Here is a 20,275-nt window from a genome sequence, read left to right as displayed (position 1 = left end):
CCTGCCAAAATTCTGATAAGTTGGCGTTAGCGAAATCCTGATACATATTTGCCACTTGCCTCATTCACTTGTCGTTTTCTGAGTTGTTTGCGTATCGGCAGTTAAAGCTGCTCTATTGGTTTAAACAGCGACTGTTTGCTACAATGAAGTAAGATAAATGGAGAAAGGGGACGAAATCTCGTGAAAATCGTATCCATTGAACCGACACCAAGTCCTTACTCGATGAAAATCAATTTGGATGAAGCACTACCTGACGGCCAGTCTGAAAACTACAAACAAACCGATGATTTACAGAATGCTCCTGATTATATACAGCAATTATTCGCCATCCATGGTGTAAAAGGAATCTATCGCGTCATTGATTTTCTGGCATTAGAAAGAAATCCCAGAGTCGCCTGGGAAGATATTCTTCCTCAAGTACGGGATCAACTTGGCAGCAAGGAAGCGCTGGAGGAAGATTTCCAGTCAGAAGCTTCCGGGCTCGATCAGCATTTTGGAGAAATACAGGTGTATATTCAAACTTTCCGGCATATCCCGATGCAGGTTAAATTACTGGAAGGTGAACAAGAAAAGCGTTTCGGACTCCCCGAACGATTCATGAATGCTGTTATGCAAGCTTCCAAGGCATCCGGCAATATGCTGGAGGAACGTAAATGGAATGAAAAAAGTCCACGCTATGGCAATATGGAGGAAATCGGCCACGATATCGTGGAGGAAGTCAGCGCAAGCTACGATGAAGATAGATTGAATAAACTTATTCAGCTTGCTGAGAAAGGGCCAGTATTTGATGAACAAATAGCCAGTCCTTGGAAAAAAGTGACACTAGACATGCTTGATGCGCCAAACTGGAAAGAACGGTATGCCGCCCTTGACCGAATGGATCCTTCAGTGACAGACTTACCTGTGCTAGATAAAGCGCTGCAAGATGAAAAATCTTCCATTCGCCGGCTTGCAACAGCTTATCTCGGCATGATCGAGGATAAGCAAGTGCTCCCTTACCTGTATAAAGCTTTACATGATGGCGCAGTCAATGTCAGACGGACCGCTGGCGACTGCCTCTCAGATTTAGGGTTTGCTGAAGCCATCGGGGAGATGGCTGCCACTTTAAAAGATAAAAGCAGGCTCGTTCGTTGGAGAGCAGCCATGTATTTATATGAAATTGGGGATGAGACAGCAATCCCGGCATTAAAGGAAGCCATCAATGACCCTGAGTTCGAAGTACGCATGCAGGCAAAGATGGCCCTTGCACGGATTGAAGGCGGTCAAAAAGCAGAAGGCTCCATATGGAGTCAAATGACCGAGGCTGTCAAACGATGAAGGCGACATGTGGTGCATGAAAGTCATCCGGTGCAAAGCAATATAATGAAGGCTGGTGGTCAACACTGGCCTTTGCTATTTTATGGTTAGATAGATACATAGAAAAAATCTGAAGTGTGAAGCACTTTTTTACAATTGGAGATGCAAGAAAGATGGGGTTATTTATAAGTGTTATTTTGCCTATCATGGCAGTGTTTGCATCAGGTTTCATCCTGCAGCGAATCAGGGTGCTCGATGTTAAATCAGTATCCGCAGTGTCTTTATACATCCTTTCACCGGCCCTGGTATTTGAGAGCTTATATAAGGCAACATTTAACAGAGGTTTTTTGGTCATTTTAATTTTTATGTTTGTTTTGTTTTATATCATGGTAGCACTGAATAAAATTTTGGCTAAAATTTTTAAATGGGACGCCGCAAAAGAGAGTGCCTCCATTTTGGCTACCGGATTCATGAATTCCGGCAATTATGGACTGCCTGTCGTTTTATTCAGTGTTGGCCAGGCTGCTCTGCCCTACGCTATTTTCATCATGGTCGTACAGGCGTTGCAGAACAATTTTTTCGGCGTATACTATGCTTCACGGAGCACCAGCGGCATGAAACGCGCGCTTAGTAATGTCATGAAAATGCCAACCACTTATGCAGCCATTCTGGCATTTATAATGCATTATTTTGCTATTGGGATTCCGGATGCCATTCAAGATACATTATCAATGGTGGGAGACGCCGCCATTCCTGTCATGATGATCATGCTGGGGATGCAGCTCGGTTCTATTACCGGGCTGAAGCTCAACTGGCAAATTGTCTCATCTGCAGTTATTTTGAAAATGATTGCTGCGCCGATTATCGCCTTCCTGTTTGTGCAAATTGTCCATGTAGATCCGGTAATTGCATCCGTGTTGATCATCATCTCGGCTATGCCCACTGCGGCGACAACAACCATGTACGCCATTGAGTTCGATACCGAACCAGAGCTGGTGTCAAGTATAACATTGATATCAACACTAGCCAGTATCATCACCTTGAGTATTTTATTGAATTTGGTTGTATGATCCATACGTATCAAACGGTGTGCTATTATCCGATAACTCATCTAGTTTGGATTGCTGATATTGATGCAGCTTGTGATGTAAATGCCAGATTGATTTCTGCCGGTGCTCTGGTTGGTATGGACTCAAACCCCAGCTGTATAACCGGATGAACAACTTATTATGACGTTTTTGCTGGGGATGGGTGGTTCATGACACCGATGAACAACTCTTTCCGGCGATTTCGCTGGGGATGGGGGGTTCATATGCCTGATGAACAACTCACTTTGGTAATTTTCCCCTGTTGCGTGATACATAAGCAGAACCGTAGTCTATATGAACGAACTACGTATTAAACTTCATAAGTTGACAAAGACAATAATCCTTAGGAACACGGTCTTTTTCCACGTTAAAAACCATGAAAGCGCCAATGCGCAGCTTTCATGGTTTTCTTTATTCTGATTTCACGTTGGCGACACTTCAAATTTTTCATATTTACGGGCCATCTTTTCGCTGCACTCTACGACCATCCGGATACCATCTTCCTCGTATTCTTCGGATAGTACTCTGCCATGTTCATTGAAATAAGAAATTAGTTGCCCTTCACTATAAGGAAACTTCATCTCATAGCGCTTTTCATTTTGGAAAATATGGTCACTGATGAGCTGCAGCAGTTCCTTTATCCCGGACTGTTTGGCAGCCATGTAAATTGTATCATCCTGTACGATTGGGAATGCCACTTCAGCAAGGTCTGCCTTATTATAAGCATAAATCATCGGTATATCTTCGGCACCAATTTGCTGTAAAATATCGTTCGTAAGCTGGCGGTGCTGCTCATGATTCGGATTGGCGCAATCAATCACATGTACAAGCAGATCAGCTTCCGTCACTTCTTCCAGTGTAGAACGAAATGCTTTTACCAAATGGTGAGGCAATTTATCGATAAAACCAACCGTATCCGTCAGCAAAAATTCCTTGTTTGTTTCCAATTTTATGTGGCGTACCGACGTTTCCAATGTCGCAAACAGCATGTTTTTCTCAAACACTTGTTTTTCTTCCGCCCCGTCACTTCTATCCAGTATTGTATTCATGATCGTTGATTTACCTGCATTGGTATAACCGACAAGTGAGACAATCAGCTGCTCATTTTTCTGACGTTTTTTTCGCTGAATATGACGCTGATCCACTACGTCAGCAAGTTCTTTATTCAATTTCGCAATTCGTTCTTCAATTTTACGGCGATCCAGCTCCAGCTTGGTCTCACCAGAACCACGATTAGTCAATCCCACACCACCGCCTTGCCGGCCAAGTGATTCCCTGCTTCCCACCAGACGCGGAAGCATGTATTTTAACCTGGCAACTTCTACTTGGAGCTGCGACTCGCGGGTCTTCGCACGCTTGGAGAAAATGTCCAAGATAAGCATGGTACGATCCACCACATCACATCCCAGCTTTTCCTCCAGATTACGGATCTGCATTGGTGACAATTCTTCATCAAAAATGATGATGGATGCCTCTTTCTCTGTAAGCATAGCCAGTAATTCATCAATTTTTCCAGTTCCAATAACATATTTATTATTGACCCGCGGTAATTTCTGTGTGATTTGCCCAACAGGTTCCAGCTCACAGGCTACAGCGAGTTCATGTAGTTCCTGCATCGAATAATCAAAAGCAGTATCATTCGAATTCAACTGTACACCAGCTAATATTGCTTTTTCATTCATAAAATTCCCTCCAAGGTTGTAATACAGAATCTCCGCAAATGCTTTTTGGTAAACATAGGATGCCCAATCATAACTTTTTTGGACAACAAAAAAGAGGGTGAAAGCTCTCCCTCCTTTTTCTCCATCCTATTTAAAAGGTTTCCTGATTTGGTGCAAAACTGACCGCAATATGCATTTCTTTCCTCCATCCAAATGGAACGTAGAAATTGCAGGATTCCAATATCCAGTTTTCGCACACAGCAAAAAGGGCAGACCATCCCGTTCACTCTGCAGCATAAGCAGAGTCTTTGAGCCTATTCAGTTAACGGTCCAAAGTGTGGAAAACGGTCTGAGCTTCAACAGGAAAACCTCCATTCGTTCAAAGTTAGTTACAGCATAACACAGCCTTCTAGCAATAACAACTGAAAATGAAGAAATTTCTAAAGTCATTCTTTCTGTTAACGGAATTTGTGACTGTTTCTGTTACCACATCCAATTCCCGCAACAGATCGAGGAAAACTCACTTGTCTGATCTTGCATAATAAATGAGGAACTCCGCAAATTTTACATCTGCATCTTCAGATGCCTTGCCAAGCCATATTAAATGTCCCCATGTATCAAGTACACATAACCTGGTGTCTGGGATTTCCTGATGTGCGTAATGGGCATGTTCCAACGAGACTACCCCATCATGTCTGCTGTGTATGATGAGTGTTGGACAAGTAATAGCATGCAAATCCTTTGCAGTGATTTCCTTCGTTTGTGACAAATCAATTAAAAATCCGTGCCCCGAACGTTGACGATTATTCATTCGTCGGATTTCCTCCATGTCACTCTCCAACATTTTTTCTTTGATTTTTTTATACGGAAGATTGCTAAATGAAGAAGCCAGTTGCTTAAACATAAACTTTGGAAAACAATTGCTCATACTAGAAGTCAGTTTCCATGTCATCCTTTCCAAATAAGGATGAAATAAAATCTGTGCCATTTGGTATATTTTATCTTTAGGCCTATACCATTCTTTCGTGATTGCACTCTGTAATGTCAATGTTTTTACCCTCTCTGGATAATGTGAAGCAAAGTAAATTCCACTCGGTCCACCTGCTGAAATGGAAAGAAGGTGAACCTTTCCTATTCCTAAATAATTTAATAACTTGACGTAAATTTCGCAGGCTGCAGACAGACTCTCTCCAATTTTTTTTGAAGTGCTTCCATAACCTGCCCTTGAAGGTGTAATTATTGTACATCCCCTTTTCATTAGGGGAGCATATCCAAATTCCTCATAACAGTTGGAATGTCCGCCATGCATCACCAGAATTGGTATCTCTCCTTTTCCTGTAATTGAATATTCGATAGTTTGACCATTTATTGTATATGTACCGATTTTTCTTTCCATTGCCCTCCCCCCGATTCGCGGCGTACTTTAAATTCTTTCAACATATTTTCAATAGGAACCTATGCATCATAATTTTCATCTCATGCTACCAGCGGAAAAAAAAACGAAAATATCCAATGGTAATGTTATATCGTCGCATGCCTCAAATCTTATTCAGCCTCTCGAATTGAACACCTGTTTCTACATAACTTCTTATTCTTTTCCACCTCCCGAGGCAGTCCCTTTTGAATGTTTCAAAAAATAAATTCCCGGCTTTCATGGGGTTTCCGTCTATCTTCAAAGTAGCATACAATACCGCCATGACTTCATCTTCTTTTAACGAAAAGACGGCAATCTCTTTGATGACCCATTCAGCATTCTGGTGTTCCAGTTGTGCAAAAGCCTCTCTCCAGCCTTTAATAGATTCTTCATAACCAAAGTCGACGATTTCCCCGTCTCGTATTTCCCTAGCTTGATAATCCGCTGCAATAAAATGGTCTAATCTCTCCAAAGAAAAATGACACCAAGCTTTTTTATATTGCTCCAGTGCATTTCGAAAATCATTTCCCATCAAATTCCCCCCATGTATTACTTTCGACAGTTAGCTTAGAAAAACCTTTTTTCTTGCCAGCATTTGAAACGTCCCGTTCATACTCCGTTCATCATGCATTCACGCTGTATTCACGTTCATTTTTTAAACTAAAGACAAATGAACGTGACGTAAGGAGTTGTTGGATATGTTCAAACCAATACAAAAGCTAGTGAAGTATACAAGCAGTAAAAAAGGAGCAAAGATTACGCTGATTGCCTGGATCGTTGCTGTCGTTGCACTAAGTCTTTTTCTGCCTTCATCGGGAGATTATAAAGTAAATAGTGATGAAGGCAGTGTTCACAAGGATAAGCCTTCCGAGGTTGCACAGCAATTAAATGATCAAGAGTTTCCAACCAAGGATGGATTGACGGCCTTGCTGGTATTTCATCAGGACGGCAAAATCTCAGAGAAAAACCGAAATAAAATAGCCGATTTCAGTAAATGGCTTGCTTCGGGCAGCAAACCGACATATGTGGAAAGCGCGCTGCCATTTCACAAGTTTCCGGAACAAATACAGGATAAAATGTTTTCAAAAGATCAGTCTACATTACTATTCAATGTGACATTGCAAAAAGGGGCCGATTCTGACCAGATCCATGACACATTGCAAAAACTGACTGATAAAACAGAAACGCTTCATGCCAACGGAATGGAGATGAAAATAACCGGACCTGCCGGTATTTCCTCCGATACCATATCTATGTTCAAAAATGCGGATTTCATTTTAATGGCTGCAACGGTAGTCTTGATCTTCATTTTATTAATATTGATTTATCGTTCACCAATCCTTGCGATAACGCCGCTAATCATCGCTGGAATCGTCTATGCCGTGGTAGACCGGCTGATTGGCCTTGGCGGAAAACTCGATTGGTTTACTGTCGATAGTTCAGCCGTTTCTATCATGATGGTGCTTTTATTTGCGGTGATTACCGACTACAGCTTATTCATTTTTTCCAGATACAGGGAAGAATTGAGATTACACGCGTCGAAATACACGTCAATGCAGACAGGCATGCATCATGTATCCGAAGTTATCTTTTTCAGTGGCGGGACGATTGTCTTAGCTATGCTGGCTTTGTTTGCCACAATTTTTAAGCCTTACAATCATTTTGCACCCGTGTTTTCCATTGCAGTCGTTGTAATTGCAATCGCAGGTCTGACATTGATTCCGAGCATCTTCGCCTTGATGGGCAGAAAAGCATTCTGGCCATTCATCCCAAAAGTTAATCCGAAGAATAAGCCACAGCATAAATTCTGGGGTAGCATCGGGCACTTTGTCAAAAAACATCCAGCTGTATTAGCACTGGTAATGGTAGTGGTTCTCGGGTTCGGGGTTGCCAATCTATTCACAATGAATTATTCATTTAACATGCTGAAGTCTTTTCCAGAGGATACACCTTCCCGTGAAGGTTTTGAACTATTGGAGGACAACTATCCTGCAGGGAAATTGGCGCCTGTCACCGTGCAGCTGCAATCAAATCAAGCAATACATGGTGATACGGATTTCTTTGAAAAAATCCAGAAATTAGAGAAACAGTTCAGCATTGATAAAAATGTCAGTGAAGTAAGTCCGGAAATTACGCAATCGATGATTGATGGCAAAGATAAGCTGCCAGCAGACTTTATGTCTGACAGCAAACATGCCGTCAAATTTCAAATCACTCTAAACAGCAACCCGTACGAACAGAAAGCGTTGGATACCTTGCAACAATTTCGGGATAAAGCGCAAAGCTATTTGAGTGAGAGTGACTTGCAAGCAGAAACCTATTCATTGCATTTCAGCGGTCAGACTGCAGAGCAGCTCGATGTCCATGATATGAACAAACGTGATACCATCATACTTTTTTCACTGGTTATTGTCTTGATCACAATCGTACTCGCTTTCCAAACAAGGTCTTTCCTGCTCCCGATATTGATGGTGAGCACGATCCTGCTTTCCTTTGCGGCGACCATCGGATTCTGCTGGTTTATCTTTGAGCATCTGCTGGGCTATGACGCCATCAGCTATCGATTACCTGTTTATACATTCGTCTTTATGGTCGCCCTGGGAGTAGATTACAATATTATGCTCGTATCAAGAATCAAAGAATATGCAAAACGCATGCCTTGGAAAGAGGCTGTTGCCAGCGGTGTCACACATACTGGCGGGGTCATATCCTCTGCAGGAATCATCCTTGCAGCAACTTTTACCGTCTTGATGACACAGCCACTCCAAGAACTATTTCTGTTTGGTTTTACCATGGGAATAGGGATACTGTTCGACACATTCTTGATTCGCGGAGTATTCCTGCCATCTATCCTGATTTTAACACACAAGAAAAGACCAGATGAATGGCATTCACAGGATGTAAACGAATAAAAAAGATACTGGATGTACGCCGGGTTAGAATGACTGCCGGCGTACTATTTTGTGCCCAATTATAAAAATATTCTAGTTTTTAAAAACGAAAAATGCTATCATGTGATTACAATTGGCGATTGATGCAATACATCAGTAAAAAAGATCGTTATGCGACTACTGCAAAACGGAGGTAATAATGTTGAATGGAAAATATATTCTTGAACGCTTTGGTTTCCAGGCAAAAGAGGAGCCTGTAAGCATATATCCTTTTTCACCAGTCTATCATATCCAAGGGGAAAACACGGATTTCATTATTAAACGGACACAAAATCTGCAAAAGTATGGCAATCAAGTGATGCATTATATTCGTGTCTTGCGGGAAAAGGGTATTCTCGTTGTCACTCCTGTTCCATTAGAGGTGGAAAATCCACAACTGATTGATGATGTAACGTATGTGGTCTATCCGTTTATAGAAGGAAAAAAGTACAGTGGCACTCAAGAGGAAATCTATGAAGCTGGTAAGCTGTTAGGAAAAATTCATGCGCTATCACCTGAGAAAAACGCATTTGATCTCGAGCCATATGATGTCTTCGATTTTGACATCGAGGAAGTGATTGAATCGATGGAACAAATCAAAGCGCATGCAGCAACAAACAACCTCATCATTGCATGCGGCTTGCTGCGGCAGAAATTTCTAGAGGCTGTTGCCAGACAAGCGGAATTACAAACACATGGACTGCCAAGTGTGGCGACACCATATGACTTTAAAGCCAATAATTTAGTTTATACACCCGCGCCATTTTTAATTGATCCCGATAATGCTTCCTGGGTTCCAAGGATCTTCGATTTGGCACTTGTCTTGCTCCTGTTCCATAACGAAATGGCAACCGCACCAAGCCGGATGTTCACTGCAGAAGAGTGGCAGGTATTTCTTGATGGTTACCATGTCTATGTTCAGTTATCTGAAATGGAACAGGCGATCTGGCCAGCTGTATTGGAGCATGTTTTTTTGGATGAAGTGATGTGGCTGATGGCCGAATCTGCCGAAGACTGGTCTGATCCCTCACAGCAGTTGCTGTTCTTAAGTTTGATTGACTTTTTGAAGGATACTTCAAAATACAACTTGGATTGATCCGTTATGTATTCATTGTCTTGCTCTCCATACTGTTCTTGACATTCGGCTGCGATTTTACATGTAATCCAAGATAATGAACTGTATTTTCTTGTACAATGATTTAGCATTGATCTATATTGTAAAATATACCGGCGACACAAATCAAGCAGCTATATTGCAAACGTGCCGGCTGGAATCAAAAATGTATTATCGTCCATTTACGTCATCTACGTCATCGTAACAAGATGCGTATTATTTCCCCGTGAGCCAGCTGTACATAGAACATCATTTCAAATTGCTCATGAGAATGATATCCTTTTTTGTAAACATAGAGATTATATATTGCTTGAGAAAAGCGACCAATAACGAAAGGGTGTCTGCATGAAACAAAAGCTGCAATTCGAACCGGCTTGGGATAAAACCATTTCGAAGCGAGACCGGAGAGAAATTGAACAAACGTTTGATTCTCTTATATCACTGCCAAAGTCAGGAATACATTTTTCCCTTCTACGGCAGGCAAAAAATTATCAAAACAGCCTTTTACTGACGGTATTGATTCATAACCGCAATAGTGAGCCGTTTGTATTCGATAATCCTGTTTTACAATACCGTATGGATGACCTTATTTTTGCCAGACATGCATTTGTTTTTTCTTATACTATCCCCAAAAAAACCAGTCTGCCCTGGACATTCATTTTTCCTGCAGGAACCTATACGGAACAAGCCACTCGCTTACAAGGAAAGCTGGAAATTGCTGCCAGGCTGGCTTAAACTAATGTCTTTTTTCATTTCTGTATGTTTATCTTTGTACGTTTTTGAGGTACATATAAACTAGATACAGGAAGGGAATGATAAGACATGGATTTGGGATTAACAGGGAAAATAGCACTTGTCACCGGTGGCAGCAAAGGAATTGGGAAAGCCATAGCAAAAAGCCTGGCATCAGAGGGATGCAAGGTTGCAATCTGTGCACGTGGTGAAGAAGATCTATTGAAAGTGAAGGAAGAAGTTGAAATGGATGGCGGCTCTGTATTGGCACTATCCGCTGATTTAACCAAACAAGAGGACGTGGACCATCTGATCTCCATCATTGAAGAGGAATTTGGAGGGCTGGATATTTTAGTCAATAATGCGGGCATGACACCAGGGTTCTATGACTTTGAAAAGATAAATATGGAAGACTGGGAGGAAATATTTGCCTTGAACGTATTCGGTACAGTCCGCGTCACAAAAGCTGCGCTGCCGCTGCTCAAACAGAGACAAAATGGCAGGATCATCAACATTGGTTCTGAATCAGGCGTACAGCCAGATGGCTTTATGCCTGAGTATAATGCAACAAAAGCAGCCCTTATCAATTTAAGCAAGAGCTGGTCCAAGGCGTTTGCAAAGTATGGTATATTAGTGAACACCGTTTCTCCCGCATTTGTGATGACGCCGCTGCTCGAAAATTCCCTTGAGCAGGATGCTTCCCGTGAAGGAACCACGCTGGAAGAACAAATCCAGCAATTTTTACAGAAAAATCGGCCGCATATTGAACTGAAACGCCCTGGAAAACCGGAAGAAGTTGCAGCAGCTGTCACCTTTTTATCTTCGGAAAAATCGTCCTTCATCAATGGAGAAAATTTACGTGTGGATGGCGGCTCAGTTGCAGCACAATAATTTTGTACCCTTCTAAAAGAGGAGCGAACAAATATGATTGTCAGGGAAACGACAGATGCATTTATCCTCATCGAGCAAGCGCATCACGCCACAATTGCGGGGCATATGGCAAAACATTTGCTGCCTGCATTCAGTGCGGAAGATGAACGATGGCATTCCGTTTTGCATGCAATAGAGAATCACGATATCGGCTGGCATCCATTTGATGACCAGCCATTTTATAATGACGAAAAGAGTGCGCCATATACATTTTTAGATTTTCCGACAGCAGCTAAATCCGTACTTTATCGCCATGGAATTGACGAAGTAGCCCAATCGGATACGTATGCCGCATTATTATGCAGTCTGCATTATTTGCGTTTTATGGAAAATAACACACATGAAGCGGCAAAAGAATTTGTCTATCAGGAACATAAACGACAAAAAAAACTGATTGATACACTCAGCGGGTTTGATCAAGGGCGCTGTGCTTTCCATTATGCTCTTTTACAGTTTGCTGATAATTTATCGCTCTATATCTGTTTGAACGAACCAGGCGCACGTCAAGAAGATGAACATCCTTTTTTCAGGACCGGTCTAGCCGTTCCTGCGGAATTGCAGGGGATGCTGCCTAAACAAATCCAGATTTACTGGAAGGATAAACAGAAGATCGTGATGAGTCATTTTCCTTTTATATCAGCACTTGATATTGATTTGGAACAAAAGAGAATCCCTAAATCCTCTATTGATGCGGATGGTTTCCTGCCAAGCTATGAATCGGCATCTTTTGAGACATTACGGCTGCACATCCAGCAGGAGTAGCTTATTGATCACGCTAAAAACTTTATCGTTTCTTTGATATTTCTCTGGTGATCCGGTAATACTAAACCCAAATTATGAGACGAAGAAAGGGTTTTTTTATGGATCACCTAAAATATCTTGGTATTAAATTTATTGTAGTCTCTCTCGGCACACTGTCCATTTTCAGCATGTTCGACCATGTGCCTGTCACTAATCTGGTTGTAATGGCTGCACTGGCTACTGCCATCTCTTATGTGGTTGGCGACTTGCTTGTGCTGCGGCGGTTCGGAAACCTCATTGCAACTATTTCGGATTTCTTCTTGATGGCTGCCACACTTTGGCTTCTTAGCACATTATTTGTCGGTGTCGGCCAGCAAATATTATTGCCATCTCTATTTGCTGCTTATTTGATTCTTTTTTGTGAACCTTTCATCCATGCCTATATACTTGAGAATGAACATAGCCGGGAGGCGCAACAAACGCACCCTGCTGCACACCATGCACGGCTGCAAACTGAATTCGCCGAGGAGAACGACACGCGCGATTTGGAAGAATAAGCGGAGGTCCCCGCCTATCACGTTAACGTTATATTGTGGCGGGACTCTTGCCTCCAAAAATGTTGAATAGTGGGTACGATTTCATTATGTTGCAACATATGCTTATATGTTGTTTTATCTACCCACTTGGCGTCGATGACCTCTTCTTTCTGAAAAGTCAGTTCACCTATGGCTGGATTCGTGTGAAACAGCCAGTAATCGGAATGATAAACATGGCAAGTGCCGCTAAAATACAGCTCCCCTTTTACATCTGATAAATCGAGCCCCAATTCTTCTTTCACTTCACGAATGGCACCCTCCAAGCTGTTTTCACCTGCTAAAACCGATCCCCCTGCACATTCCCAGAGGTCTCCGTAAGGCTTATCGGGATGCCGCTTAGAGAGCAGTACCTCACCACGGTCATTTTGAATCCATACATGAACGACCAAATGATAATATCCTTCTGGAACAGGGACTCCCCTTACATGTTTCTTCTCTGTTTTCTCCCTGTTAATATCGTATAAATCCCATATTTCCATTCTCTTCCCTCCCGCGCACTTCCTTTGCCGACCTGCTTTTTTAGCATAACACATCTCATCCTAAGGGTGCCTTTCAACTTAAATCCCTTTCTCTATAGGCGAATAAACCAACACTGATTCCTACCAGCGCAATGATTGTCATTCCTATTAAAGTGCTCGCTGAAGATTGTTCGACTGGCAGTTGTGGGATATAGCCATAAGGAGAAAGTTTTTCCAGCCATTTCGGCAAATCAAGCAATTGCCCTAAATAAATGGTTAGAAACGCATATACCAGGTAAAACCACACCATACTGGTTCCCTTTTTCAAAAAGCCGATTACCACTGACGCAAATGCTATCATGATCAGCATGGCAGGCAGATAAACAAAGGCAAACTCGAAAAACATACGGAAGGAATAAGTATCCGGCAATGTTATTGCACCTGCCAGCCAAAGCCCAGCAGTCAAACAAAAAAGCATCACTACGGCTGTGAGACTTCCTATTATACTTGCATTCAACAGTACACGTTGACGCGAAACAGCCCTGCTAAACAAATGCTCTACACGCCCCGCTTTTTCTTCTGTATGCAACTTAAAGACCGTCATCAGCACTGGGATTGTTCCAATTAAAGCCAACACTGCAACGATCATAGCTATGAATTGATCCGTTAAAGACGCGCCTCCACTTGAAGCAAACATTTTAGCCATTGTTTCATTTTGAGCGAAAAAAGTGTGCAGGTCTCCCAAGACAGAACCATAAGAAACGCCCAGCACAAATAGTGCGACTGCCCAGGATAGCAGACTGGTGCGCTGTAGCTTCAGCAGCAAACCGAACGGCCCATTCAAGAGAAAACTCCCGTGTTTCTTTCCTGGCACTGTAGGTAAAAACCCACGATCCAGATCACGAAAAGAATGTAGGTAAAATGCAAGTAAGACGAGGACAAGCGCCATTCCCAATGACAGAATAACTGGCCACCAGTAATCATTCACGAATACCTCTGAACGCTGGGGCCACCCCAGTGGTGAAGCCATCGATAATGCTTCATGGCCAACATCTCCAACCGCGCGCAACAAATATGAAATTCCAAGGATCCCGAGTGCCATACCTATCGTTCCACGGGAGGTTTGTGAAACCTGAGCCAGAACCATCGTCGCCCCCGCAAAAAATAGCCCAGTGCTCCCAAGCGCCGCTCCGTATAACATGGCCCCTTGCAGATTCATACTATCGATTCTAAGCAAAGATAAGCCTGTACCCAACAGCAATGCCAATACGAAATTGATGATGACAGTGAGGCATACTACTGCTTGTAACTGTGACAAACGGCCAATAGGCAAGGCGTACAACAATTCCATCCGACCGTCCTCTTCTTCCGCCCTGGTATGTTTTGTAACAAATAAAATATTCATTATGGCAGTGGCTACCGCAGTAAAGAGCAGCATCTGATGCGCCATCATCGCGCCAACCGTATAATCCCCAAATCCATATCCGACGCCAACAAGAGCTGTCATGGCAGGGTTTTTCATTGTTTCTGCCATCCCTTGGCGTTCTTGTGCAGTCGGATACAAATCAGCATAGGCATATGCTACGATAATAGTAACAGCCACAATGGAACATATCCATATGAAATGACGGATTGGTCCTTGTTTCCCGATGAACCATGTCATCTGAGTTGTATGGTGAAATAGTCTGCTGCTCATCAGAACGCCCCCTCATCTCCAGATTGCTCATAGTGGCGCATGAACAAATCTTCCAATGTTGGCGGCATACTCTCCAATTTCAGAATTCCGAATTGGCTTACGTACTTGATCACTTCCCCCATCTTTTCAGTATCTACTTGAAAGGAAACGTCCTCGTCATGGTTTTCGATATCATGGACACCTGGAAGGCTGGTTAAATCAGTAATCTTATTACTTGTTCGCAAGTGGATATTGATTCTGGTCAAATGGCGAAGCTCATCCAGTGTTCCTGTTTCAATGATTTCTCCTTTGCGAATGATCCCCACCCTATCACATAAACGCTCCACTTCAGATAAGATATGACTTGAAAGTAAAACACTTTTCTCCTCCCTTTTTGCTTTGAGTACACATTCCTGAAAAACATTTTCCATCAGCGGATCAAGCCCCGAGGTCGGTTCATCGAGAATATATAAATCAGCATCACTGGCAAACGCTGCGATTAAAGCAACTTTTTGCCTATTCCCTTTAGAATATGTCCGGCATTTTTTCGATGGATCCAAACTAAACTTTTCAATCAGTTCCTCCCGGCGTCTCGTTACCTGTCCGCCGCGAAGCTTAATGAACAGATCAATCACTTCCCCGCCCGTCAAATTAGGCCATAAATTAACATCTCCAGGTACATAGGCAAGACGCTTATGAATTTCAACCGCATCCCGCCAGCTGTCTTTGCCAAAGATTTTCGCATAACCTTCTGTCGCTTTCAATATCCCAAGTAAAACACGTATAGTCGTTGATTTTCCGGCACCATTCGGGCCGATGAAACCATATATCTCTCCCGGACGCATCTGTAAATCTACACGATTCAAAGCTAAAAAACTGCCAAATCGCTTTGTTAAACCAGTCGCTTGCAAGACTGTCATTACAAAACATCCCCTTTTTAGTTTTGAAATATATATACATTTTAATTTCATAATATACATCAGAACCAGAAAACGCAAGTAAGTTTTGAAATATTTCTGTTGTTATCGTTCATATTTTTGGCTAAACTATACATGAGGTGAACGAAATGGATGGTTTTGAGCGACGGACGACCCAAAAAAAAAATAATATTCTGCAGAATGCTTTGCAATTATTCATAAAATTTGGCGTGAGGAAAGTTTCTGTAGCTAATATTGCCAAAAAAGCTGGCGTATCCCAAGTATCAATCTATAATTACTTTGGCAGCAAACAACAACTGGCCAATGAAGTAGTCATCTATTATATCGATCAGGAATGGATGAAATATGAACAATTGATCCATAGTGACCTTCCTTTTCCTGACAAAATACAGCAAATCGTCTTTGATAAAAAGAGGTTGGCCGATGAGATCAATGAGAATTTCTATACGTATTTAATGAATGAATATGTTGCTGGCGGTTATATCAAACAGATTTATAATGAAAAGGCAGTTCCCCTGTTTACCGAATTACTTCAAGAAGGAAAAGTCCGTGGGTTCGTGGACGAAAATTTATCGAGTGAAGCCATGCTGCTCTATCTTCAAATGCTGAATGAAAGCATGCAAAAAAAAGAAATTTATGAAGCCATCCTCCCATATACTGAAGACATTACCAACCTTGTTTTCCATGGCATCATGGGAAAAAAAACATAAAAAAATAACGGGGACAGACACCCGCTGCTTTATCACTATATAACGATAGTGGTTTTGTGCAGCGGGGATTGTCCCCGAAATTCATTAATGCGCAAAATCTGTTTCTTCTTGCTGGGTTGTTCTTCCTCGTCTGATGAAGAATGAAAGTACAAGTCCGATGACTGCAAAGACAGTCGATATCATAAATGCGTCATTGATCCCCTGGACAGTTGCCAAATTCGTGGCATGAAGCAAGTCCTGTTTGTTTTGTGGGTTGAATCCATGCGAAATGATGATATCTTTTATACTGTTTTTAGCTTGTGTGGTCATCACTGTTACCAGGAATGCTGTACCAATGGCACCAGCAACTGCCCGTATTGTGTTCACCATCGCCGTTCCATGTGCGTGAAGACGTGGAGGCAATTCGTTTAACCCTGCTGTCATGATCGGCATCATAATCATGGACATACCGAACATGCGGATCGTGTAAATCGTAATCAAATACGCATAGCCTGTTTCATCGGTCAAACGTGTGAATAAGTAAGTGGTGACAACTGTAATTGCCAATCCGACTATTGCCAATGGTCTGGCACCGATTTTATCAAATAGTTTTCCTGTGAATGGTGACATGACACCCATAATCACAGCTCCTGGCATAAGCATCAATCCAGAATTCATCGGACTTACACCAAGGATGTTTTGCAAGTAGATCGGGATGAGCAGCATTGGTGCGAACATGGCTACAGTAATTGCGATGTTAATCACTGTTGTTAATGAAAAAATACCGCTTTTGAACACTCTAAAATCAAGCATCGGGGTTGCCGAACGCAACTCTCTGATAATAAATAAAGCTAAAGCGACTACACCGATAATCAATGTGGTCAATACACTTGCACTGGTCCAGCCGTGGTTTCCTGCTGTGCTGGATCCGTACAATATACCGCCGAATCCCAGTGTTGACAAGATAATCGCGAGGACATCGATTTTAGGAAATGTTTGTTTGGTAACATTTTTTAAGAAAAACGGAGCAATGATAATATCAATCAATGCAATTGGCAAAATGATGTAGAACAATACACGCCATGAGTAATTCTGAACGACGAAACCAGATAGCGTAGGTCCGACTGCCGGGGCGAAAATCATAGCAATACCGATCAGACCCATTGCCCCGCCGCGTTTCTCTACTGGGAAAATAGCCAGAATAACGGTTGTCAGCAATGGCATGATGATTCCTGCTCCTATTGCCTGGATTACCCGGCCAGCCATCAATGTGCTGAAATCAGGAGAAATGCCACAAATAAGTGTACCAAGTGCGAACAAACTAATAGCAGTTATAAACAACTGTCTGGTTGAAAATCTTTCCATTAAAAATGCCGTAACCGGGATAAGCACCCCATTAACCAGCATAAACCCTGTTGTGATCCATTGTGCGGTGCTCTCTGTGATTTTTAAGTCCACCATGATGGATGGCAAAGCCACGTTCATCAAGGTCTGGTTCAAAAGAGATACGAATGCGCCGAGAAGTAAAACAACGAGTATCGGTCCCTTTTTAATATTACTTTGTTCCATTGCTTTATCCATATATGTCAACTCCCTTTAAAATATCAATTTCCCCTATTTTCTTGTGCGTATTCCAGATTGGTTTGCATCTTTTTTATAATCTGCAACAGTTGTTCCAATTCTTTGTCCGAGATTCCATCAAAAAGCAAACCGATAAAATCCTGTCTCGAAGTATACATTACATGCAATGCTTTCTTCCCTTTATCTGTCAAGCTTAAATACACAACACGTCTGTCTTGATCATCTCTTTTTCGATCAATATAGCCTTTATTCACTAACTTGTCAGTAATGCCTGTCAACCCACCCGTAGTGACGAATAAGCTTGACGCGAGTTGCGAAGCACGCTGCGGACCCATTTTATTCAATTTGTATAACACAAGAGCCTCAGTTCTGGTAAATTCAAGACTGACATGCCTTTTCCACTCATTTGAACCAATATGCATGATTTTTCGAATCGCTTTTTCCAATTCCAAAAAATCGCTATTCTTCATTACAAAACACCTCGCAGAAATGGGCAAAATATAGTTAGGCGAAAAGTATCTTAGTACTAAATCATTTTTTTCAACAAAGAATAATTTTACGCTTCCCTTAACTACCTGTCAATACTTTTTTTATAAAAATTCATCTTATGTATTTTATCATTCCTGTCTCTTTCGCCAAGCTTGCCAGTTTGGCAATCACATTCATAACAGCGCAAGGATGTTTTTACAGATTGTCCCATTTCGCCTTTCTTCCTTGCACAAAGCATGTCCAATACCATAAGAAAGACAGCACCCACGATGCCGTCATCACATTGTTTGCTATGATTCAGGATCCACGATAGTGAAGGGCCTCATCATGTCATAATCCTCGTGTTCCAAAATATGGCAGTGCCATACATATTCACCAGCATATGGCACGAAATGGGCAATGACCCTTGTGATGGTTGCCGAGGGCACTGCGATTGTATCTTTCCAACCAAGTTCATTCGATTTAGGGCGTGTGGCCGGTCCAGTGAATGTCAATATCCCCGTCTCATTAAATGCATCCAGGTCAAACGGTCTGTGATCAAGTACCTGGAAACGAACCAAGTGAATGTGAATAGGATGTGTGAATGTTGTCAGGTTCTTAAATGACCAAATCTCGGTGTCACCTAAACGAGGTTTTTCAGTAACTTCATCCATCCACTTTTTGTTATTGAGCAATAATAACGGACGTCCTAACTCATCGGTTGTTCCTACAAGTTTTAAATCACGAATTGTTTGGACTTTATTTTTCTTTAATGAAGGGATCTCAATCAATTTTCGAGGTATATTGCTGTTATCTTTCCCCGCAAGTGGCTGGTTTACCCTGAATTGCATAATGTCATTCGTTCTATCTTCCGGATCCGCGTTTGGTCCTAGATCATTTTTCAACGTGATTGTTTTTCCTTGCAAGCCGGTAAAATCTACAATCAAATCAACACGTTCAGCGGGTTCCATCGGTATTTTTTTTGCCTTTGTTGTTCGTTGCATCAATCCGCCATCCGTGCCTATTTGATAAAAGTAATCTTCTGAATCAAGGTATAAGGCATATGCCCGGGTATTGGAAGCATTCAGGATTCGAAGCCGGTATTTTCTTGGTTCCACTTCTGCATATGGCCATACCTTGCCATTAACCAAAATGGTATCTCCGAGAAAAAATGGGACAACAGAAGGGTCAGGCCAACCTTCCTCAGGATCATCCGGCTGTCTCGGATAATCCAGGGAACCGTCTGGCTTAAACGATCGATCTTGGACAATCAGCGGCAATTCGTATTTACCTTCAGGAAGATACAATGTTTTTTCCGCCTCATCCCGGATGATGTACATGCCTGCAAGACCTGCGTACATATTCAACCTGGTAATCCCCATGGCATGATCGTGATACCATAAGGCTGCTGCAGGCTGGTTATTGGGGTAATGGTAAATTTCTTGTTCATAGTCCGGCCCCACCTTCTCAAATCCCCTTGTAAACCAAGCATCAGGATAGCCGTCACTGGATGCCTGTGTTACGCCGCCATGCAAATGTGTTACCGTACGAACCTCCGGTAACTCCGCCAATCCATGCAGCGATAAATCAACTGGAAGAATGTGTCTGGATGGCAAATCATTCATCCATTTTACTTGTATCGGTTCTCCCTGTTTCACGTCAAACAATGGCCCTGGGAATTGCCCATTGTAGCCCCATAACATGGTCGGACGCATATCTCTGTGCAGCCGCTGCATAAATTGTGTCATGCGAACTTCATAGTAGGCACCTTTGTCGTCTTTGTGTTTCGGCTTGATGGTAGACATTTTCGGTAAACGGTCCACAAATTTTCTTAATGTTATACTCATCAGCTTAACCCCATTTCCGCTAAAATCGGTATATCTATATTAGATGTCACACATGCGGAGATGGGAAAGGCGTTTATCCATGGGTTTTTATTTTCTTCGTGGCGTGGCGCATGTTTT

18 protein-coding genes are annotated in these 20,275 nt (G+C 42.2%); 9 read left to right on the top strand and 9 right to left on the bottom strand.

Annotated elements, in window-relative coordinates:
- Positions 1–180: 180 nt before the first annotated feature.
- Together ACFSMW_RS12350 and ACFSMW_RS12345 are read left to right on the top strand one after the other, a co-directional pair.
- Complete coding sequence (locus ACFSMW_RS12350) at positions 181–1,317, top strand: conserved virulence factor C family protein (RefSeq protein WP_390356048.1); 1,137 nt, start codon at positions 181–183, stop codon at positions 1,315–1,317.
- 152 nt (positions 1,318–1,469) lie between these two features.
- Positions 1,470–2,366 carry an AEC family transporter gene (locus ACFSMW_RS12345; RefSeq protein WP_390356046.1) on the top strand — a complete coding sequence of 299 codons (897 nt, stop codon included), beginning with the start codon at positions 1,470–1,472 and terminating at the stop codon, positions 2,364–2,366.
- A 440-nt stretch (positions 2,367–2,806) separates the two neighbouring features.
- Here ACFSMW_RS12345 and hflX read toward each other — a convergent pair whose 3' ends face one another.
- The 3 genes from hflX to ACFSMW_RS12330 form a co-directional block, all read right to left on the bottom strand.
- Positions 2,807–4,066 (bottom strand): GTPase HflX, encoded by a 1,260-nt coding sequence (gene hflX, locus ACFSMW_RS12340; RefSeq protein ID WP_390356044.1) that lies wholly within the window; start codon positions 4,064–4,066, stop codon positions 2,807–2,809.
- Positions 4,067–4,565: 499 nt separating this feature from the next.
- On the bottom strand, positions 4,566–5,441 hold the full coding sequence (locus tag ACFSMW_RS12335; RefSeq protein WP_390356043.1) for an alpha/beta fold hydrolase: 876 nt from the start codon (positions 5,439–5,441) through the stop codon (positions 4,566–4,568).
- Positions 5,442–5,583: 142 nt separating this feature from the next.
- Entirely contained in the window at positions 5,584–5,991 is a 408-nt protein-coding gene (locus ACFSMW_RS12330; protein WP_390356042.1) for a flavoprotein, read from the bottom strand.
- Positions 5,992–6,157: 166 nt separating this feature from the next.
- On the opposite strand from ACFSMW_RS12330, the gene ACFSMW_RS12325 reads away from it, so the two are divergent.
- The 6 genes from ACFSMW_RS12325 to ACFSMW_RS12300 all read left to right on the top strand — a co-directional run bounded on the left by ACFSMW_RS12325 (position 6,158) and on the right by ACFSMW_RS12300 (position 12,463).
- The gene (locus tag ACFSMW_RS12325) at positions 6,158–8,371 is read left to right on the top strand and encodes an MMPL family transporter (protein ID WP_390356041.1); all 2,214 of its coding nucleotides are present in this window, start codon (positions 6,158–6,160) and stop codon (positions 8,369–8,371) included.
- Positions 8,372–8,549: 178 nt separating this feature from the next.
- Entirely contained in the window at positions 8,550–9,485 is a 936-nt protein-coding gene (locus tag ACFSMW_RS12320) for a phosphotransferase (protein ID WP_390356040.1), read from the top strand.
- Between the two features lie 363 nt (positions 9,486–9,848).
- Positions 9,849–10,238, top strand: a complete 390-nt coding sequence (locus ACFSMW_RS12315) for an SLAP domain-containing protein (protein ID WP_390356038.1) — start codon at positions 9,849–9,851, stop codon at positions 10,236–10,238.
- Positions 10,239–10,325: 87 nt separating this feature from the next.
- The gene (locus tag ACFSMW_RS12310) at positions 10,326–11,126 is read left to right on the top strand and encodes an SDR family NAD(P)-dependent oxidoreductase (RefSeq protein WP_390356036.1); all 801 of its coding nucleotides are present in this window, start codon (positions 10,326–10,328) and stop codon (positions 11,124–11,126) included.
- 33 nt (positions 11,127–11,159) lie between these two features.
- The gene (locus ACFSMW_RS12305; RefSeq protein WP_390356035.1) at positions 11,160–11,927 is read left to right on the top strand and encodes a DUF3891 family protein; all 768 of its coding nucleotides are present in this window, start codon (positions 11,160–11,162) and stop codon (positions 11,925–11,927) included.
- A gap of 98 nt (positions 11,928–12,025) precedes the next feature.
- Positions 12,026–12,463 (top strand): DUF2512 family protein, encoded by a 438-nt coding sequence (locus ACFSMW_RS12300; protein ID WP_390356033.1) that lies wholly within the window; start codon positions 12,026–12,028, stop codon positions 12,461–12,463.
- A gap of 17 nt (positions 12,464–12,480) precedes the next feature.
- On the opposite strand, the gene ACFSMW_RS12295 is transcribed toward ACFSMW_RS12300, so the two are convergent.
- From ACFSMW_RS12295 to ACFSMW_RS12285, 3 genes are all read right to left on the bottom strand, one after another.
- Positions 12,481–12,981, bottom strand: a complete 501-nt coding sequence (locus ACFSMW_RS12295; protein ID WP_390356031.1) for an NUDIX hydrolase — start codon at positions 12,979–12,981, stop codon at positions 12,481–12,483.
- Between the two features lie 73 nt (positions 12,982–13,054).
- Entirely contained in the window at positions 13,055–14,656 is a 1,602-nt protein-coding gene (locus ACFSMW_RS12290; RefSeq protein ID WP_390356029.1) for an ABC transporter permease, read from the bottom strand.
- Positions 14,656–15,555: an ABC transporter ATP-binding protein gene (locus ACFSMW_RS12285; RefSeq protein WP_390356028.1), complete on the bottom strand. Its 900-nt coding sequence runs from the start codon at positions 15,553–15,555 to the stop codon at positions 14,656–14,658. The genes ACFSMW_RS12290 and ACFSMW_RS12285 overlap by 1 nt, the downstream gene beginning before the upstream one ends.
- A gap of 146 nt (positions 15,556–15,701) precedes the next feature.
- Between ACFSMW_RS12285 and ACFSMW_RS12280 the strand changes: the two genes are divergently transcribed.
- Positions 15,702–16,283, top strand: coding sequence for a TetR/AcrR family transcriptional regulator (locus ACFSMW_RS12280; protein WP_390356026.1), 582 nt, complete (start codon positions 15,702–15,704; stop codon positions 16,281–16,283).
- Between the two features lie 84 nt (positions 16,284–16,367).
- Here ACFSMW_RS12280 and ACFSMW_RS12275 read toward each other — a convergent pair whose 3' ends face one another.
- The 3 genes from ACFSMW_RS12275 to ACFSMW_RS12265 form a co-directional block, all read right to left on the bottom strand.
- Positions 16,368–17,843, bottom strand: coding sequence for a DHA2 family efflux MFS transporter permease subunit (locus tag ACFSMW_RS12275; RefSeq protein ID WP_390356024.1), 1,476 nt, complete (start codon positions 17,841–17,843; stop codon positions 16,368–16,370).
- A gap of 23 nt (positions 17,844–17,866) precedes the next feature.
- Positions 17,867–18,313 (bottom strand): MarR family winged helix-turn-helix transcriptional regulator, encoded by a 447-nt coding sequence (locus tag ACFSMW_RS12270; RefSeq protein WP_390356022.1) that lies wholly within the window; start codon positions 18,311–18,313, stop codon positions 17,867–17,869.
- A gap of 309 nt (positions 18,314–18,622) precedes the next feature.
- Complete coding sequence (locus ACFSMW_RS12265; protein ID WP_390356020.1) at positions 18,623–20,158, bottom strand: multicopper oxidase family protein; 1,536 nt, start codon at positions 20,156–20,158, stop codon at positions 18,623–18,625.
- Positions 20,159–20,275 lie beyond the last annotated feature (117 nt).

It is taken from the genome of Tigheibacillus halophilus, assembly GCF_042683165.1.
GTDB classification, from domain to species: Bacteria; Bacillota; Bacilli; order Bacillales; family Amphibacillaceae; genus Tigheibacillus; species Tigheibacillus halophilus.
This window is presented reverse-complemented; position numbering and strand designations above follow the sequence as displayed.